Below are 17,651 nucleotides of genomic sequence, written 5' to 3' on the forward strand. Positions count from 1 at the left end.
AGTTCGTGCCGAAACCTCCCGGCATTCTCCAGCGCATCATCGTCCAGGCCCGCTGGTACGCCATCGGCATCTTCCGCGACGAGCCCCATCCACACGAGCCCTCTCCCGCCGAGCACTTCAATGCCCTCCAGGCCATCACCTACTGGAAGGTCATGTACCTGCTCATGCCGCTCATCCTCATCACCGGACTCATCTATCTCTATCCCGAGTTCGCCCCGGACAGCCTCTTCGGCTTCGACGGCCTTCTCCCCGTCGCCATGCTCCATTACCTCGCCGCCGTCGCTATCCTCCTCTTCATGCTTTCCCACATCTATCTCGGCACCACCGGCAAAACCGTCGGCCAGATGTTCAAGATGATGTTCACCGGTTGGCACGAACACTAGTCCTTGCCGCCTTCCTTCAACCCCTCATCGATCCCCGGAGTCCTCCCATGAAAACCTCCCTCATCATCTCCTCCCTCGGCTTCGCCGCCGCCATCGCCTTCTCGCCCCTCTCCCATGCCGCCGACGCCGCCGCAGGCGAAGCCCTGGCCAAGAAGGAAGGCTGTCTCAAGTGCCATGCCATCGACAAGAAAAAAGATGCCGAATCCCTCAAGGGCATCGCCAAAAAATTCGCCGGCAAGCCCGACGCCGAAGCCAAAATCATGACCCAGATCACCTCCGGCGCTAAAGTCAAACTCGAGGACGGCTCCGAAGACGAACACAAAATCGTCAAAACCAAGGACAAGGCCGAACTCTCCAACATGATCCAGTGGATCCTCTCCCTCAAATAAACCCCGCAACAACACCTCTGCGTGCCTAGGGCGCGTCTCAATCCAGCAGTTAGTTGAGAACACACCCTAACAGCACGCAGAGCCTGCGGTCATGACACACAACATCATTTCCATTAGCGGCCTTTCCAAGACCTACCCCAAGGGCTTCGAGGCGCTGCGCAATATCCATCTCGACATCCGCCAGGGCGAACTCTTCGCCTTGCTCGGCCCCAACGGCGCAGGAAAGACGACGCTGATCAACCTGATCTGCGGCATCGTGCGCCCCACCGTGGGCAGCGTCAGCGTCGGCGGTTTCGACATCATCACCCGCTACAAGCAGGCGCGCGCGATGATCGGCCTGGTGCCGCAGGAACTTACCACGGACGCTTTCGAGACGGTCTGGGCGACCGTCTGCTACACGCGCGGGCTGTTCGGCAAACGCCCCGACCCGGCCTATCTTGAAAAACTGTTGCGCGACCTGTCGCTCTGGGAAAAGAAGGACAGCCAGATCGTCACGCTTTCGGGCGGCATGAAACGGCGTGTGCTGATCGCCAAGGCGCTCTCGCACCAACCGCACGTCCTGTTTCTCGACGAACCGACCGCCGGCGTGGACGTCGCCCTGCGGCGCGACATGTGGCAACTCGTGCGCGATTTGCGCAATGCCGGTGTCACGATCATCCTGACGACGCATTACATCGAGGAAGCCGAGGAGATGGCCGATCGCATCGGCGTCATCCGCAAGGGCGAACTGATCCTCGTCGAAGACAAGGTCGAGTTGATGCGCAAACTCGGCATGAAGCGACTGTCATTGCAACTGGCCGAGCCGATGACAGCGATTCCGCCGAGCTTGGCCGGCTATGGACTCGAACTCTCGCCGGACGGCAACGTATTGACCTACACCTACGACAGTCAAAGCGAACGCGGCATGATCGCCGCGCTGCTCGACACCCTGAACCGGCTCGGCATCGCCTTTCACGACCTCAACACTTCGCAACGCTCGCTCGAAGACATCTTCGTCAGCCTCGTGCACGAGGATGCTGCGCCATGAATCCCATCGCTTTTCTCACCATCTACCGCTACCAGATGGCTCGTACCTGGCGGACCCTCTTCCAGAGCGTCTTCTCGCCGGTCATCTCGACGTCGCTCTATTTCGTCGTTTTCGGTTCCGCCATCGGCTCGCGCATCACCGAGGTCGACGGTATCCACTACGGCGCCTTCATCGTGCCTGGCCTCGTCATGATGTCGCTCCTGACGCAAAGCGTCTCGAACGCCTCGTTCGCCATCTATTTCCCGCGCTTTACCGGCACCATCTACGAATTGCTGTCAGCACCGCTGTCGTACATGGAAATCGTCCTCAGCTATACGGCGGCCGCCGTTTCCAAGTCGATCCTGCTGGCTACCATCATTTTGCTGACCGCCAGCATCTTCGTCCCACTGCATATCGCCCACCCGGTCTGGATGGTGCTGTTCATGCTGCTGACGGCAACGACATTCAGCCTGCTCGGCTTCATCATCGGCATCTGGGCCGACAACTTTGAAAAGCTCCAACTCGTTCCACTACTGATCGTCACTCCGCTCACCTTTCTCGGCGGCACTTTCTATTCTGTCCAAATGCTGCCGCCCTTCTGGCAGACGGTCTCGCTGTTCAATCCAGTGGTTTACCTGATCAGCGGCTTCCGCTGGAGCTTCTACGACATCGCCGACGTACCGCTCTCGATCAGTCTCCTCGTCACCGGCGCTTTCCTCGCCATCTGTCTCGCCATCCTCGCCTGGATTTTCAAGACCGGTTACCGACTCAAGCAGTGAGACTGGCGATAGCCGGCAGGCCCGCCTTTATGGGAGAATGCCAGACATTCGCTCTTACTTCGGAGTCTTGGAGATGCTTGACCAGCCACTGCCGGATCTCGATGCCTGGATCGCTTTTTTCAGCGAAGCCGAATTGCCGATTCTTCGGCAGACTGGACGTCGCCTCGAAGAAGCGCAAGTCGATATCGACAAGCTCAATGGACGCGACATCGCAACCATCGTCTTGCAAGACCCCTTGATGGCCGTCCGCGTCCTCTCCTACATTCAGCCTTTGAGCAGCAAGCGACTGCATTCCGACATCACCAACATCGGTAATGCCATCATGATGCAGGGCGTTTATCCGTTTTTCGCCAACATCGGTACGCCACCGACGATCGAAACCATGCTGCGTGCCGAACCGCAAGCGCTGCTCGGCGTTCTCCAGGTCATCCGGCGCGCCCAGCGCGCATCACGCTACGCGCACGACTGGGCTTTCGACCGTCATGACATGAACATTGACGAGGTCACACTCGCAGCCCTCCTGCACGACCTGCCGGAAACCCTGCTGTGGTGTTTCGCGCCAAAACTGGCGATGGCCATCCGTGACCAGCAGCAAGCCGATCCCAAGTTGCGCAGCGCCATGGCACAAGAAAAAGTGCTCGGCATCCGCCTCGTCGACATGCTGCTCGCGCTCTGCGACGTCTGGCATCTGCCAAATCTGCTCAGGACGCTGATGGACGACAACAACGCGCACATCCCGCGCGTTCAGAACGTCACTTTGGCCGTCAATCTGGCGCGCCACTCGGTCAACGGCTGGGAAAACCAGGGACTTCACGAAGACTTTGCCGGCATCGAAAAACTCATGCGGCTCGACCGCGAGACGCTGCTCAAGCGACTGGACGTCCCCGAAGACTTCCGCCCGCGTTTCATGACGCCAGCCGAGACCGGCGGCGAAACGCCACCGGTCTGAATTCGCGTTTCGTTTAGCCGCCGAACGCCGGTTTACGCTTCTCGACGAAGGCTTTCACGCCTTCCAACCCGTCCGCCGAACGACTCAACTCGGCGATCTGCCGCGTTTCCCGCTCCATCTGGGACTCCAGCGAGTCGTTTGCCGACAGCAGCAGCAATTTTTTGACGCCGCCCATGGCGCGCGTCGCGCCGCGCGCCAACTGCATGGCCAGGGCATCCACCGATTCGCTCAATTCAGCCGCCGGAACGACCCGATTGACCAAACCCCACTCGAGCGCTTCTGGCGCCTTCAGCACACGGTTGGTCAGGAACAATTCCATCGCCCGGCGACGTCCGATCAGGCGCGGCAAATAGTAAGTGGCGCTGCCGTCAGGAGTCAGCCCGATCTGCGTGTAGGCGCTGGTAAAGACCGCCGTATCGGCAGCGATGGCGAGATCGCAGGCGGCGGCAAGGCTCAGCCCCGCACCGGCGGCCACCCCATTCACTGCGGCGATGACCGGCGCATCCATCCACGCCAGCCGTGAAATCGCCTGATGCAGATAACCGGTGATTTCCTTGATCAGCAGATCGACTGTTTCCGGCTGTGCGGCGAACGAGGCCACGTCGCCGCCGGCGCAGAAAGCCTTGCTACCGGCACCGGTGATGATCACCGCACGCACGGAACGATCGGAACCGCAACGATTGACGATATCGCACAGTTCCCGGGCGCTCTCCAGGTCGATCGAATTGAAGGCTTTCTCTCGGGAAATCGTGATGCGGGCAATCTGTGCGTCGACGCAATAATCGAAATTTTGGTAATTCACGGAACACTCTCCTCAATAGCCTGGGTTGATCGCAGTAAGGCGCCAGCGGGCAATGGGTCGGCAGCCTTATTCGCCGCCGCCGAGCATTTCTCGTGCGTGCCGGCGCGTGATCTCGGTAATTTCAACGCCGCCCAGCATGCGGGCGATTTCCTCGACCCGTGCCGACGCTTCCAGCGTTTCGACACGGCTGCGAATGACACCATCCTGAGCCGACTTCGCCACTTGCCATTGCCAGTTCGCCCGCGCTGCCACCTGCGGCAAATGCGTCACGCACAACACCTGTCGCTCCTGCCCCAATTCACGCAGCAGCCGACCGACGACCTCGGCGACGCCGCCGCCGATACCGACATCGACCTCGTCGAACACCAGGGTCGGAACGCTCGCCGCCTTGGCCGTCACCACCTGTATCGCCAGACTGATACGCGACAACTCGCCGCCCGAGGCCACTTTTGCCAAGGGCCGCGCTTCACTGCCGGCAAGACCGGCGATCCGGAATTCGACCTGCTCGAGTCCGCTCGACGCGCCCCCCTCGACCGGTACCAGCCCGACCTCAAACCGGCCTCCGCCGAGTGCCAATTGCTGCATGACACGACTGACCGCGTCGCCGAGTTCCTTTGCCGCTTTTAGACGCGACTTAGACAAGCGCGTCGCAACCGCGTCGTACTGCTTGTGCGCAGAGGCGACACGTGCGGCGAGCAACTCCACATCGGCCGCCTCGCCGAGTGCCGACAGGCGCGCCTGCCAACGATCGAGCAAGGCCGGCAAAGCCTCTGGCGCGACGCGAAACTTGCGCGCGCAGGAGAGCACCGCTTCGATCCGGCGTTCGACCTCGCCCAAGCGCTGCGGGTCCAGATCCATCCGGTCGGCATAGCGACGCAAGGCCGACACCGCTTCAGCAAGTTCTGTCTGCGCCGAGGCCACCTGCGCAGCGATCTCTCCAAGACCGGCGTCGTAGGCAAGTAGATCGTCGAGGCGACGAACGACCGCGTCGATTTGTCCTTCGCAGGCGCCTTCCTCCTCGGACAGGATTCCCAACGCGAAGCGCGCCCCGTCGGCCAGGCTGGCCGCATGTGCGAGCCGTTTGTGCTCGACGTTCAATCCATCCCATTCATCTGCCGAAACGCCGAGGGCCGACAATTCCCGGCATTGCCACTCAAGCTGCTCGCGCTCCTGGATGATCGCGTCCGCCCCGGCCGATGCCGCGTCGAGCTGGCTCTGCGCTTCCCGCCACTGACGCCATGCCGTAGCGACCTCCTCCGCCAGCGGCATCAAGCCGGCATGCTCATCGAGCAGGCTGCGCTGCACCTCCCGGCGCAATAACGACTGGTGCGCATGCTGTCCATGAATATCGACCAGCGCCTCGGCAACCTCGCGCAACTGCTGGACCGTCACCGGCGAACCACAGAGATAGGCGCGCGAACGCCCGTTCGTATCGACAACCCGACGCAGGATCAGGACGCCGTCGTCGCATTCGAGGTCAAGCTCACGCAACCAGGCAATGACCGCCGAGGAATCGGCCACCTCGAACTCGGCACTGACCTCGGCACGCTCTGCCCCGGCCCGAATCCAGCCGGTGTCGGCGCGTTCGCCGAGGACGAAGGCCAGCGCATCGACGAGAATCGACTTGCCCGCCCCGGTTTCCCCGGTCAGGGCGCCGAAACCCCGCTGAAAATCCAGTTCAAGCCGATCGACAAGGACAAAATCGCGGATCGTCAGGCGCAGCAACATCGTCAGTCGTCCCCTTGGTCGCCGTGCTTGAGAATCTGCGGCAATTCGCTCCAGTGGAGTTTTTCGCGAAGCATCGCGAAATAACTGTAGCCCGGCGGATGCAGCAGGCAGATCGAAAATTTGGAACGACGAATGCGGACCACGTCCTCGGTACGCAGATCGAAGGTCACCTGCCCATCGAAGTGGGCACGGGAATCGATCGCCTGGCGGATGCGGATCTCGATTTCGTTGCGGTCGCTGACGAGAATCGGACGATTGGTCAGCGAATGCGGACACAAGGGCACCAGCGCGATGCCGGACACCTGCGGATGCTGAATCGGACCGTTCGCCGACAGGGCATAGGCGGTCGAGCCGGTCGGTGTCGAGACGATCAGACCGTCGGATCGCAGGGTGAAGACGAATTCATTGTCAATGTACAACTGGAACTCGATCAGACGGCCGATCGGCCCCTTGTCGACGACGACCTCATTGAGCGCCAGGCTGGACGCGACTTTCTCGCCGCCGCGGAAGACCTCGGCTTCGAGCAAGAGACGCGTTTCCGGTTTGAATTTTCCGGCCAGCAGATCATCCATGGCGGCGAGCATGTCGCTGCGCGCGATGTCGGTCATGAAGCCGAGCCGACCCTGGTTAACGCCGACCAGCGGCACGCAATAATGTGCCAACTGCCGTGCCGCATTCAGCATGGTGCCGTCGCCGCCGAGCACGATGGCCACATCGGCACGCTGACCGATCCCGGCGAAATCACAACGCTCCCAGCGGTCAAATTCGGGCGACGACGCGCTGTCCGCAGTCGACTTCTCGACGATCACCGTCAGACCGCGACGTTCCAACTCGCGGGCCAGCAAGGACAGGGATTCGGAAATCTCGCGGCTTTGGTATTTTCCGATCAGAGCAACCGTTTTCGGGTCGAATCGGTAGTGTGTCGGGTGAGCTTCTTCCATGGACGGAATTAAACCACAAACGCCGGTATTGCGTCCTCATCACGGAAATGCCAATGCTTTTTTATCCGTCATTTCCACCGATTTTTTTGTAGAATCCCTCCCATGCTCGACGACCGCGCCCAAACCCTGCTCAAGACCCTGATCGAACGTTACATCGCCGACGGACAGCCGGTCGGATCGCGCGTACTCTCGAAGTACTCCGGACTCGACCTGTCGGCGGCGACCGTCCGCAATGTCATGGCAGACCTCGAGGACCTGGGCTTCATCGCCAGTCCGCATACTTCAGCCGGGCGTGTGCCGACGCCTCGAGGCTACCGTTTCTTCGTCGACCGCCTGCTGACGATGCAACCGCTCGACTCCGACAAGATCCACGCGATCGAAGACCAGTTGCATCCTTCCCAGCCGCAACAACTCATCAGTAGCGCCTCGAATCTCATCTCGGAACTGACCCATTTCGCCGGTGTGGTGCTGACGCAACGCCGCAAGGCTCCGAAAATACGGCAGATCGAATTCGTCAGCCTGTCGGAAAAGCGGATTCTGCTGATTCTCGTCACCACCGACGGCGACGTCCAGAACCGGATTCTCTTCGCCGAACGCCCTTATTCGCCGGCCGAACTCGTCACCGCCACGAACTATCTCAACCAGTATTTCGCTGGACAAGACTTCGACCACATCCGTCAACGCGTCAAGGAAGACCTGCTCAAACTGCGCGGCGACCTACAGGCCCTGATGGCGGCCGCGCTCGCGGCCGGCGACGATGCATTGCATCAGGCAGACAGCCAGTACGTCATTTCCGGGGAGCGCAACCTGCTCGAGATCGAGGAGTTGTCGTCGAACATGAAGCGGCTGCGCGAACTTTTCGATCTTTTCGAGCAGCGCACGGCCATGATGCAACTGCTCGACATGTCACACCGCGCCGACGGCATCCAGATCTTCATCGGCGGCGAATCGGGACTGGCGCCACTCGACGAGTGCAGTGTCATCGCCGCCCCCTACGCAGTCGACGGACAGATCGTCGGTTCTGTCGGCGTCATCGGCCCAACCCGCATGGCCTATGAGCGCGTCATTCCGATCGTCGACATCACCGCCAAGCTGCTGTCTTCGGCGCTCACATTCCAGTCGAATTCCTGATGCCGCGCTATCTTCCCGAACCGAAAGTACGGCCCGACGTTCCGGGCGGCACCGCCTGCCTGCTGATCAATCTGGGTACGCCCGACGCGCCGACGGCGCCGGCAGTACGCCGTTATCTCAAGGAATTCCTCGGTGATCCGCGCGTCGTCGAACTTCCGCGCGCGCTCTGGTGGCTGATTCTCAACGGCATCATCCTCAACGTCCGACCGAAGCAATCGGCCAAGAAATACGCGTCGATCTGGACGCCGGAAGGCTCGCCGCTAAGAGTCAATACGGAACGCCAGGCAGAGCAACTCCAGATCGCCATGAACGACGCCGGTCTGAACGTCCGGATCGACGTCGCAATGCGGTACGGACAACCGTCGATCGCATCGGTCCTTTCACGACTGAAAGCCGATGGCTACCAGCGCATCCTGTTGCTTCCGCTCTATCCCCAATATGCCGGCAGCACAACGGCAACGGTGTTCGATGCGGCTTTTGCCTGGGCGACGGAAACGCGCAACCAACCGGAATTCCGAACGATCCGCAGCTTCGCCGACGACCCCGGCTACATCGCCGCCTTGGCGGCACGCGTCCGCGCCCACTGGACCAAAGTCGGCCCACCCGGCGACTCGTACCGACTGCTGATGAGCTTTCACGGCATCCCGCGCGCGACGGTCGACCAGGGCGACCCGTATGCTCAGGAATGCTTGCAGACCGGCGCCAAGCTCGCCGCCGCGCTCGGCCTGACGCCGGATCAGATGCAGGTCACATTCCAATCCCGTTTTGGGCGCGCGCAATGGCTTCAGCCCTACACCGCGGAAACACTCGCGACATTCGGCAAGTCGGGGCTGCAGCGCGTTGACGTCATCTGCCCCGGATTCACATCCGACTGCCTGGAAACGCTCGAAGAAATCGCCATCGAAGGAAAAGCGACCTTCCTAGAATCCGGAGGAAAAGCGTTCCATTACATTCCCTGTCTCAACGACAGCCAGGAATGGATCCAGGCGCTTGCCGACATTGCCATCCGCCACCTGCAGGGATGGCCGCTCGTCTCCGACAAAACCTGAAGAAGGCGGCAAGGGGACTTCTGCGAAATCGCGGCGTTACATTTCAACGCCTCAGCACGTCGAGAAAATCGCCTCGTTTTCAGCACGCACCCCCTTTTCGAGATTAGGTAGAACTACTCAGTCGCAAATCGGCACTATGCCTGACGTGGCCTGACAACCTGACCTAAAACCCATTGACGGACAAGTCTCCCAAGCATAGAGTTCAAGGCAGTGCCTGCCGCTCTGAACGCGCACTGCACACCAATAACATTCACATAAACGAGGAGTCATGAACATGAAACGCAGAACCCTGCTCGCGTCCGCTTTGGTTTTGACTGCCGGCCTCTTTGCCGCTCCGGCCTTTGCCGCCTTCCCCGAAAAGCCGGTCACCGTCATCTGCCCGTGGACAGCCGGCGGCGGCACTGACGTGCTCTTGCGCGCGCTGTCGAAGGAAGCCGAGAAGTTCCTCGGCCAGACGATCAACGTCGTCAACCAGACCGGTGGCGCCGGCGCCATCGGCCACAATGCCATTCGCACCGCGCGTCCGGACGGCTACACCGTCGGCATGATCACCTTCGAGCTCAACTCGCTGCCGCCGCAAGGTCTCGTTCCGTTCACCTGGAAGGACTTCGACCCGCTGATGCGGATCAACTCCGACCCGGCCGCGCTGACCGTCAAGGCCGACGCGCCCTACAGCACCGTTCGCGGCTTCATGGACTACGCCAAGGCACATCCGGGCGAAATCACCATCGGCAACTCGGCGCCGGGATCGGTCTGGCACATCGCCGCCGGCCTCGCCGCCGAAAAGACCGGCGTCACGGTCAAGCACGTTCCCTTCGACGGCGCGCAACCCGCAGTCACCGCGCTCGTCGGCGGTCACATCAAGGCAGTCGCGGTATCGGTCGCCGAAGTGCGCAGCCAGGTTCAGGCGAAGAACCTGAAGATCCTCGGCGTCATGTCGTCCGAGCGCGACAAGATCTTCCCCGATGTGCCGACCTTCAAGGAACAGGGTGTCGACGTCCAGTTCTACACCTGGCGCGGCCTTGCCCTGCCGAAGGGCGTCCCGGCCGCCAACAAGGCAAAGATCCTCGACGCCTACAAGAAGGCTTTCGAAACGAAGGACTTCCAGGAATTCGCCGCCAAGGCCTCGCTCAACCTGTCGTATCAGGATAGCGCCGAGTTCGCCAAGTTCCTCGACCAGAACTTCAAGGATGTCTCGGCCGTCATGAAGAACCTCGGCCTCGCCAAGAAGTAGAACATCGCACCAAACAGGGCGGCCGATGTCTGGCCGCCTTTTTTGTATCGCTTGCAGGCGCTCAAGGAAGTACTCCTGACATGAAAAAAGCAGACATCATTGGCGGTCTGATCGGTATTCTGATCGGTCTCTACGCCATCTGGGAAGGCAGCAACATGCCTGAAGACGTGGTCATGAAAATCGGCCCGAGCTTCTTCCCGACCATCCTCGCCTCGCTCCTGATCATTTTCAGCCTCGTGCTGATCGTCAATGCTCTGCGCGGCAAGAGCAAGGGCGAAGTCACGCCGCTCAAGCTTTCGGACAAAGGCGTGCAGCGCGGACTGATCACGCTGGTTGCCGCGATCGTCTTCTGCATCGCGCTCGACCCGATCGGTTTCATTCCGACCGCCATCGTCTTTCTTGCCTGCATGATGTGGGTGATGGGCAACCGCAAGCCCATGCTGATGATCGTCGTTCCGCCGCTGATAACGCTGTCGATCTGGCTGATCTTCGAAAAAGTGCTCAACCTGTCGATGCCGGCGGGTTTGCTCATCGATATCCTGTAACAGGAAATATTATGGAATTCAACTGGGAATTGATGTTCACCAGCTACGCGGCGGTCTTCACGCCGAGTATCCTGTTCATGATCTGCGTCGGCACAGTTGCTGGCATCGTCATCGGCGCACTGCCGGGACTTACCGCCACCATGGGCGTTGCGCTTCTGGTGCCGCTGACTTTTGGCCGGGCGCCGCTCGAAAGCCTGTCGATGCTGATGGGCATTTATTGCGGCGCCATGTACGGCGGCGCCATTTCGGCGATCCTGATCCGCACACCGGGCACGCCCGCCGCGGCTGCCACCGTGCTCGAAGGCTATCCGATGGCAAAGCGCGGCGAAGCCGGCCGGGCCATGGCGATGGCGCTCTTCGCCTCGTTCTTCGGCGGCGTCGTCGGCGCGCTGATCATGACCTTCGCCTCGCCATTCATTTCGAGCGTGGCCCTTGAGTTCGGCCCCGTCGAGTATTTCGGCCTCGCCATCTTCGGCCTCTCGGTCATCATCTCGATCTCGGGACGCTCGCTGATCAAGGGCATGATGTCGGCGTTCTTCGGACTCCTCATCTGCACCACCGGGTTCGACCCCATCTCCGGCTATCCACGCTATACCTTCGGCATCGTCGAGATGATGGAAGGCCCGCCTTTTATCCCGACGCTGATCGGCCTCTTTGCGGTCTCGGAAGTCTTCAACGAAGTGCAGAAGATCGGTGGCGCCCAGCAGATCATGGCAAAGCTCGACCAGTACCTGCCGAGCTGGGCCGACATCAAGTACTGCTTCAAGGAGTTGTGCCGGTCGAGCATCATCGGCACAGTCATCGGCGCGATTCCGGGCGCCGGCGGCGACATCGCAGCTTTCATTTCCTATGGCGAAGCCAAGCGTGCCTCGAAAAACCCGGAACGTTACGGCCACGGGGAAATCGAGGGATTGGCAGCCTCCGAATGCGCGAACAACTCCTGTTCGGGCGGGGCGATGATTCCATTGCTATCGCTCGGCGTTCCTGGCGACGCCGTTACGGCCGTCCTGCTCGGCGCCTTCGTCATCCAGGGCTTGCAGCCGGGACCGATGCTGTACAAGGAGCATATCGATCTCGTCTACCAGATCTTTGCCTCGATGATGCTCGCGCAGTTCGCCATGCAGTTCATCGGCATGGCCGGCATCCAGCTCTTTGCCCGCGTCATCATGGTCGACCGCGCCATCCTGACACCGGCGATCTTCGTGCTCTCCTGCGTCGGCGCGTTCGCCATGCGTGCCAATGTCTTCGACGTCTATTGCACGCTGTTCTTCGGCATCCTCGGCTATGTCATGATGCGTTATGACTATCCGCTGTCGCCGATTTTGCTGGCGTTGATCCTGGGCCCAATGGCTGAGTCGAACTTGAGGCGCGCGCTGGTCATTTCCGGCGGCGACTTCAGCATTCTATTCAGTCGACCGATCGCGGTCACGCTGATGGTCCTGGCCGTCATCTCGCTCGTCATGGCCATCCGCGGCCACCAAAAGGTCGAAGCCAAGCTTGCCGAACAGGAAAAACTGTTCAACGAAGTCACCCAAGAGTAAGCCGAACAGCTGGCCGGAAACCGCTTCCGGCCAGCGTTTCATCCCCTTCGCACAGAACCGCCTCAAGTCTCCGGCATCTTCGCCCGTTAATCCGTGTAAAGCCCCTTACGGAAAACGAGGAGACGGCCATGAGAATCGCCAGCGGATCGCTGTCGCTTGACGCGCAACACGCGTCGCAACAAAGCTGGGCGCTACAGGAGAACCTGGACATCCGGGTGAGCCAGAACACGGGGGCGACGGCAAACACCGCCGGAACTTCGGCAGCGCCACTCACCTCTTCGTTGGTCGCCATCTCCAGCGCCGGCAGCGCAAGACAATCGAGCGAAACGAATGCCGTCAGGCAAGGTCTCGATGCGGCCGAGCGCGACCCGATGCTGCAGTTGTTACGGGCAATCATCGCGCTGCTGACGGGCCATGAAGCCAAGGTCTTCGATGCCAGTTCGCTCGCTCAAGGCTCCGCCGCTTCCAGCACCGACACAACGACGCCGACAACAAGCCAGGTGAGTTCGCCATCGCCATCTGCACCGGCGATCAGCCTGGACTACACGCGCACCGAATCCTATACCGAGGTCGAACAGACGAGTTTCAATGCCAGCGGCAGTATTCGCACCGCCGACGGGCAGACACTCCAGTTCTCCCTCTCGCTCGACATGTCGCGGGTTTACCACGAAGAATCGAGTACGCATATTCAGATCGGCAATGCCGCCCGCACACAGGACCCGCTCGTCCTCAATTTCGCCGGTACCGCCGCCCAGTTGAGCAGCCAGCGCTTCCAGTTCGACCTCAACGCCGACGGCCAGAACGAAAGCATCAATTTTGCCGGGCCCGGAAGCGGCTTCCTCGCCATCGATCGCAACGGCGACGGCGTCATCAACAATGGTAGCGAACTGTTTGGCGCGCAATCAGGCAAGGGGTTTGCCGATCTGGCGATCCTCGACGCCGACCATAACGGCTGGATTGACGAAAATGACCCGGCCTACGAACAACTGCGCGTATGGACAAAGGACGCGAACGGCAACGACCAGTTGGGCACACTCAAGCAGGCAGGGGTCGGCGCCTTGAACCTGGCCAACACCGCGACACCGTTTGCGTTGAAGGACGCCAACAACGAACTCCTCGGTCAGATCGTGTCGTCCGGCGTTTTCCTCAATGAGAACGGAAGCGTCGGAACGATCCAGCAGGTCGATCTGACGGTCTGAAGCCGACGCTGCGCAACCCGTAATTTTTTCGCTTGCGCTCTTGAAACCCGGAAAGCCGCCCTCATATGAGTGCGGTTTTCTGGAGATCAGACACTATGCAAGCGCACGACACCCCCAACAACGAAGCGACCCCGGAAGCTCTTTCCGTCAAACCCGACACGGCTTCGACCGAAGCACCTCAGACCGAGGCAACTGCGACCGAATCGACGCCCAGCCTTGAGGAAATGATTCGCAAGGCCGAACTGCAAGCTGCCGAGCATCACGATGCCTGGCTGCGTGCCAAAGCCGAGACCGAGAACGTCCGCCGGCGCGCCGCCGAGGACATCGCCAAGGCCTCGAAATTCGCCGTCGAGAAGTTCTCCAAGGAACTGCTGGCGGTCAAGGACAGCCTTGAAGCCGGCCTCGCCACCGAAAATCCGAGCGTGGACAGCCTCAAGTCGGGCACCGAACTGACGCTCAAGCAGCTCGTCGCCGCCTTTGAAAAGGCCAGCATCAAGGAAATCAATCCGACCGGCGAGAAATTCGACCCGCATTTCCACCAGGCCATCAGCATGATCGAGGCAGACCAGGAGCCGAACACCGTCGTCACGGTGCTGCAAAAAGGCTACCTGCTGGCGGAACGCGTCCTGCGCCCGGCGCTCGTCGTCGTCGCCAAAGCGAAGGCTTGAAAAGTATCCCCTTATCCCCAAATAGGCACTAGCAATCGATTAACTGCGGGGCGCGTGGCGTGGAAGGAAAGCACCACCCACTCTTCCACCCGTGACCACCCAACTGAAAGGAATTGACATGGGCAAGATTATTGGCATCGACCTCGGCACGACGAACTCCTGCGTCGCCGTCATGGAAAGCGGCAAACCGAAAGTCATCGAAAACTCCGAAGGCGCGCGCACGACGCCGTCGATCGTCGCTTACGCCGACGAAGGCGAGATCCTTTGCGGCGCCCCGGCCAAGCGCCAGGCCGTCACCAACCCGCACAACACGCTGTTCGCGGTGAAGCGCCTGATCGGCCGCCGTTTCGAGGAAAAGGAAGTACAGAAGGACATCGGCCTGATGCCCTACAAGATCCTCAAGGCCGACAATGGCGACGCCTGGGTTGAAGCGCGCGGGAGCAAAATCGCGCCGCCGCAGGTTTCGGCTGAAGTGCTGCGCAAGATGAAAAAGACTGCCGAAGACTATCTCGGCGAAGAAGTCACCGAAGCCGTCATCACCGTGCCGGCTTACTTCAACGACAGCCAGCGCCAAGCAACCAAGGATGCAGGCCGCATTGCCGGCCTCGAAGTCAAGCGCATCATCAACGAGCCGACCGCGGCCGCGCTTGCCTTTGGCATGGACAAGAAACAGGGCGACAAGAAAATCGCCGTCTATGACCTCGGCGGCGGCACCTTCGACATCTCGATCATCGAGATCGCGGAAATCGACGGCGAGCACCAGTTCGAAGTGTTGTCGACGAACGGCGACACCTTCCTCGGCGGCGAAGACTTCGACCAGCGCCTGATCGACTACATCATCGACGAATTCAAGAAGGAATCCGGCGTCAACCTGAAGTCCGACGTGCTCGCCCTGCAGCGCCTCAAGGATGCGGCAGAAAAGGCCAAGATCGAGCTGTCGTCGAGCCAGCAGACCGAGATCAACCTGCCCTACATCACCGCCGACGCCAGCGGCCCGAAGCACCTGACGCTCAAGTTGACGCGTGCCAAGTTCGAAGCGCTGGTCGAGGAACTCATCGAGCGCACCATCGAGCCGTGCCGTATCGCCATGAAGGACGCCGGCTGCAAGCTGTCGGACATCGACGACGTCATCCTCGTCGGCGGCATGACGCGCATGCCGAAGGTGCAGGACAAGGTCAAGGAATACTTCGGCCAGGAACCGCGCCGTGACGTCAACCCGGACGAAGCCGTTGCCGTTGGCGCTGCGATTCAGGGCGGCGTGCTTCAAGGCGAAGTCAAGGACGTGCTGCTGCTCGACGTCACGCCGCTGTCGCTCGGCATCGAAACGCTGGGCGGTGTCATGACCAAGCTGATCAAGAAGAACACGACGATCCCGACCAAGGCCTCGCAAGTCTTCTCGACCGCCGATGACAACCAGTCGGCCGTGACGATCCATGTCCTCCAAGGCGAACGCGAAATGGCCGGCGGCAACAAGAGCCTCGGCCAGTTCAACCTGACCGACATCCCGCCGGCACCGCGTGGCATGCCGCAGATCGAAGTCACTTTCGACATCGATGCGAACGGCATCCTGCACGTCTCGGCGAAGGACAAGGCGACCGGCAAGGAAAACAAGATCAAGATCCAGGCTTCCAGCGGTCTTTCCGAGGAAGAAGTCCAGCGCATGGTGCAGGACGCCGAGTTGCACGCCGAAGAAGACAAGAAGGCGCACGAACTGGCCGAAGCGCGGAATCAGTGCGACACGATGATCCACATGGTCAAGAAGTCGCTTGCCGAGCACGGCAGCGAACTGACCGAAGAGGAAAAGGCAGCGATCGAGAAGGCCATGAAGGACGCCGAGGAAGCCCATCGCGGCAACGACCTCGATGACATCAAGGCCAAGAGCGAAGCGCTCGGCACCGCAGCCCAGAAGCTCGGCGAAAAGGTGTACGCCAAGCAGCAAGCTGAAGCCGGTGCGGCCCAGGGTGCTGCCGGCGGCGCTGGCGCGGCGCCTGGCGGCGAAGCCAAGAAGGACGACGGCGACGTGGTCGATGCCGAATACACCGAGGTGAAAGACAAGAAGTAAGGCTGCAACAACGAGGGAGCCGGAAGACACGCCGGCTCCCTTTCTGCCGTACACTGGCGACACTGATCACCCATTCCCCACGGTTTCCCCATGTCCAAACGCGATTTATATGACATTCTCGGCGTCAACCGCGACGCCAACGAGGATGAAATCAAGAAGGCCTACCGCAAGCTGGCCATGAAGTACCATCCGGACCGTAATCCGGACAATCCCAAGGCGGAAGAGCACTTCAAGGAAGCGAAGGAAGCCTACGAAATCCTCTCCGATGCGCAAAAACGCGCTGCCTACGACCAGTACGGCCACGCCGGGATCGACCCGCAGGCGGGCATGGGCGGCGGCTTCGGCGGTTTTGGCGGCGCGGGCGGATTCTCCGACGCTTTTGGCGGAATCTTCGACGAAATCTTCGGCGGTGGCGCCCGCGGCGGACGTTCGAACGTCTATCGTGGCGCCGACCTGCGCTACAACATCGAGGTCACGCTCGAACAGGCCGCCTTCGGCACCGAGACCAAGATCCGCATCCCGACGATGGAAGCCTGCGAATCCTGCAAAGGAACGGGCGCCAAATCGGGTACCCAGCCGAAGACCTGCCCCACCTGTCAGGGCAGCGGCCAGGTTCGCCTGCAACAGGGTTTCTTCTCGATCCAGCAAAGCTGTCCGAAGTGCCACGGCACCGGCAAGTTCGTCGCCGACCCGTGCAACGCCTGCCATGGCGCCGGTCGCATCAAGCAGCACAAGACGCTGGCCGTCAAGATCCCGGCGGGGGTCGACGAAGGCGATCGCATCCGGCTCTCGGGCGAAGGCGAACACGGCATTAACGGTGGTCCGTCGGGCGACCTCTACGTTCAGATCCACCTCAAGCCGCACGCCGTCTTCCAGCGCGAAGGCAACGATCTCCACTGCGAAATGCCGATCAGTTTTGCGACGGCGGCACTCGGCGGCGAAATCGAGATCCCGACGCTGGACACCGTTGCCAAGATCAAGATCCCGCCGGAAACACAGTCGGGCAAGATCTTCCGCCTGCGTAGCAAAGGTATCAAGGGCGTCCGCAGCAACACGCACGGCGACCTGCTCTGCCATGTCGTCGTCGAGACGCCGGTCAATCTGACCGAACGGCAGAAGGAACTGCTGCGCGAACTGGAAGCCACCAGCCGCGAACAGGACGGGCGGCACAACCCGCGCGCCAAGTCGTGGATGGACCGCGTCAAGGAATTCTTCGCCGCCAGCTGATCTTGCCGCAGAGCCGGG

Annotated in this window: 17 protein-coding genes; 14 read left to right on the forward strand and 3 right to left on the reverse strand. The window is 60.9% G+C overall.

The genetic code is table 11. The features are described from left to right. The 5 genes from BLR25_RS03600 to BLR25_RS03620 all read left to right on the forward strand — a co-directional run. A partial coding sequence (locus BLR25_RS03600) for a cytochrome b/b6 domain-containing protein (protein ID WP_176785740.1) occupies nucleotides 1-383 on the forward strand: 383 nt, incomplete at its 5' end. A 47-nt stretch (nucleotides 384-430) separates the two neighbouring features. Then, entirely contained in the window at nucleotides 431-772 is a 342-nt protein-coding gene (locus BLR25_RS03605; protein WP_091933738.1) for a c-type cytochrome, read from the forward strand. Between the two features lie 91 nt (nucleotides 773-863). Beyond that, entirely contained in the window at nucleotides 864-1,799 is a 936-nt protein-coding gene (locus BLR25_RS03610; protein WP_091933742.1) for an ABC transporter ATP-binding protein, read from the forward strand. Continuing rightward, nucleotides 1,796-2,557: an ABC transporter permease gene (locus BLR25_RS03615; protein WP_091933745.1), complete on the forward strand. Its 762-nt coding sequence runs from the start codon at nucleotides 1,796-1,798 to the stop codon at nucleotides 2,555-2,557. Before BLR25_RS03610 ends, BLR25_RS03615 begins: the two co-directional genes overlap by 4 nt. Before the next feature lie 73 nt (nucleotides 2,558-2,630). After that, nucleotides 2,631-3,506 carry an HDOD domain-containing protein gene (locus tag BLR25_RS03620; RefSeq protein ID WP_091933749.1) on the forward strand — a complete coding sequence of 292 codons (876 nt, stop codon included), beginning with the start codon at nucleotides 2,631-2,633 and terminating at the stop codon, nucleotides 3,504-3,506. 13 nt (nucleotides 3,507-3,519) lie between these two features. On the opposite strand, the gene BLR25_RS03625 is transcribed toward BLR25_RS03620, so the two are convergent. The 3 genes from BLR25_RS03625 to BLR25_RS03635 form a co-directional block, all read right to left on the reverse strand. Continuing rightward, nucleotides 3,520-4,308, reverse strand: coding sequence for an enoyl-CoA hydratase/isomerase family protein (locus BLR25_RS03625; protein WP_091933754.1), 789 nt, complete (start codon nucleotides 4,306-4,308; stop codon nucleotides 3,520-3,522). Nucleotides 4,309-4,374: 66 nt separating this feature from the next. After that, nucleotides 4,375-6,036 (reverse strand): DNA repair protein RecN, encoded by a 1,662-nt coding sequence (gene recN / locus BLR25_RS03630; RefSeq protein ID WP_091933757.1) that lies wholly within the window; start codon nucleotides 6,034-6,036, stop codon nucleotides 4,375-4,377. Nucleotides 6,037-6,038: 2 nt separating this feature from the next. Then, entirely contained in the window at nucleotides 6,039-6,977 is a 939-nt protein-coding gene (locus tag BLR25_RS03635) for an NAD kinase (RefSeq protein ID WP_091933760.1), read from the reverse strand. Nucleotides 6,978-7,079: 102 nt separating this feature from the next. On the opposite strand from BLR25_RS03635, the gene hrcA reads away from it, so the two are divergent. The 9 genes from hrcA to dnaJ all read left to right on the forward strand — a co-directional run bounded on the left by hrcA (nucleotide 7,080) and on the right by dnaJ (nucleotide 17,633). Next, a complete protein-coding gene (gene hrcA / locus BLR25_RS03640) occupies nucleotides 7,080-8,108 on the forward strand; it encodes a heat-inducible transcriptional repressor HrcA (RefSeq protein ID WP_091933763.1) in 1,029 nt (342 codons plus the stop codon). After that, nucleotides 8,108-9,157 carry a ferrochelatase gene (gene hemH / locus BLR25_RS03645; RefSeq protein WP_091933766.1) on the forward strand — a complete coding sequence of 350 codons (1,050 nt, stop codon included), beginning with the start codon at nucleotides 8,108-8,110 and terminating at the stop codon, nucleotides 9,155-9,157. The genes hrcA and hemH overlap by 1 nt, the downstream gene beginning before the upstream one ends. Before the next feature lie 274 nt (nucleotides 9,158-9,431). Beyond that, nucleotides 9,432-10,391 carry a tripartite tricarboxylate transporter substrate binding protein gene (locus BLR25_RS03650; RefSeq protein WP_091934682.1) on the forward strand — a complete coding sequence of 320 codons (960 nt, stop codon included), beginning with the start codon at nucleotides 9,432-9,434 and terminating at the stop codon, nucleotides 10,389-10,391. A gap of 80 nt (nucleotides 10,392-10,471) precedes the next feature. After that, nucleotides 10,472-10,936, forward strand: a complete 465-nt coding sequence (locus tag BLR25_RS03655; RefSeq protein ID WP_091933770.1) for a tripartite tricarboxylate transporter TctB family protein — start codon at nucleotides 10,472-10,474, stop codon at nucleotides 10,934-10,936. 11 nt (nucleotides 10,937-10,947) lie between these two features. Further along, nucleotides 10,948-12,477: a tripartite tricarboxylate transporter permease gene (locus BLR25_RS03660; protein WP_091933773.1), complete on the forward strand. Its 1,530-nt coding sequence runs from the start codon at nucleotides 10,948-10,950 to the stop codon at nucleotides 12,475-12,477. A 128-nt stretch (nucleotides 12,478-12,605) separates the two neighbouring features. Next, complete coding sequence (locus BLR25_RS03665; protein ID WP_091933777.1) at nucleotides 12,606-13,676, forward strand: hypothetical protein; 1,071 nt, start codon at nucleotides 12,606-12,608, stop codon at nucleotides 13,674-13,676. Nucleotides 13,677-13,771: 95 nt separating this feature from the next. Next, nucleotides 13,772-14,344, forward strand: a complete 573-nt coding sequence (gene grpE, locus BLR25_RS03670) for a nucleotide exchange factor GrpE (RefSeq protein WP_091933780.1) — start codon at nucleotides 13,772-13,774, stop codon at nucleotides 14,342-14,344. Nucleotides 14,345-14,462: 118 nt separating this feature from the next. Next, nucleotides 14,463-16,406, forward strand: coding sequence for a molecular chaperone DnaK (gene dnaK / locus BLR25_RS03675; protein WP_091933782.1), 1,944 nt, complete (start codon nucleotides 14,463-14,465; stop codon nucleotides 16,404-16,406). A 90-nt stretch (nucleotides 16,407-16,496) separates the two neighbouring features. Then, entirely contained in the window at nucleotides 16,497-17,633 is a 1,137-nt protein-coding gene (gene dnaJ / locus BLR25_RS03680) for a molecular chaperone DnaJ (protein ID WP_091933785.1), read from the forward strand. The last annotated feature ends 18 nt before the right edge of the window (nucleotides 17,634-17,651 follow it).

Source organism: Propionivibrio dicarboxylicus (assembly GCF_900099695.1).
GTDB classification, from domain to species: domain Bacteria; phylum Pseudomonadota; class Gammaproteobacteria; order Burkholderiales; family Rhodocyclaceae; genus Propionivibrio; species Propionivibrio dicarboxylicus.

Bases quoted from the DNA above. Each gene is read 5' to 3' on its own strand.
- BLR25_RS03605 (WP_091933738.1), top strand. From the start codon at position 431: ATGAAAACCTCCCTCATCATCTCCTCCCTCGGCTTCGCCGCCGCCATC.
- BLR25_RS03610 (WP_091933742.1), top strand. From the start codon at position 864: ATGACACACAACATCATTTCCATTAGCGGCCTTTCCAAGACCTACCCC.
- BLR25_RS03615 (WP_091933745.1), top strand. From the start codon at position 1,796: ATGAATCCCATCGCTTTTCTCACCATCTACCGCTACCAGATGGCTCGT.
- BLR25_RS03620 (WP_091933749.1), top strand. From the start codon at position 2,631: ATGCTTGACCAGCCACTGCCGGATCTCGATGCCTGGATCGCTTTTTTC.
- recN (WP_091933757.1), bottom strand. From the start codon at position 6,036: ATGTTGCTGCGCCTGACGATCCGCGATTTTGTCCTTGTCGATCGGCTT.
- BLR25_RS03635 (WP_091933760.1), bottom strand. From the start codon at position 6,977: ATGGAAGAAGCTCACCCGACACACTACCGATTCGACCCGAAAACGGTT.
- hrcA (WP_091933763.1), top strand. From the start codon at position 7,080: ATGCTCGACGACCGCGCCCAAACCCTGCTCAAGACCCTGATCGAACGT.
- hemH (WP_091933766.1), top strand. From the start codon at position 8,108: ATGCCGCGCTATCTTCCCGAACCGAAAGTACGGCCCGACGTTCCGGGC.
- BLR25_RS03650 (WP_091934682.1), top strand. From the start codon at position 9,432: ATGAAACGCAGAACCCTGCTCGCGTCCGCTTTGGTTTTGACTGCCGGC.
- BLR25_RS03655 (WP_091933770.1), top strand. From the start codon at position 10,472: ATGAAAAAAGCAGACATCATTGGCGGTCTGATCGGTATTCTGATCGGT.
- BLR25_RS03660 (WP_091933773.1), top strand. From the start codon at position 10,948: ATGGAATTCAACTGGGAATTGATGTTCACCAGCTACGCGGCGGTCTTC.
- BLR25_RS03665 (WP_091933777.1), top strand. From the start codon at position 12,606: ATGAGAATCGCCAGCGGATCGCTGTCGCTTGACGCGCAACACGCGTCG.
- grpE (WP_091933780.1), top strand. From the start codon at position 13,772: ATGCAAGCGCACGACACCCCCAACAACGAAGCGACCCCGGAAGCTCTT.
- dnaK (WP_091933782.1), top strand. From the start codon at position 14,463: ATGGGCAAGATTATTGGCATCGACCTCGGCACGACGAACTCCTGCGTC.
- dnaJ (WP_091933785.1), top strand. From the start codon at position 16,497: ATGTCCAAACGCGATTTATATGACATTCTCGGCGTCAACCGCGACGCC.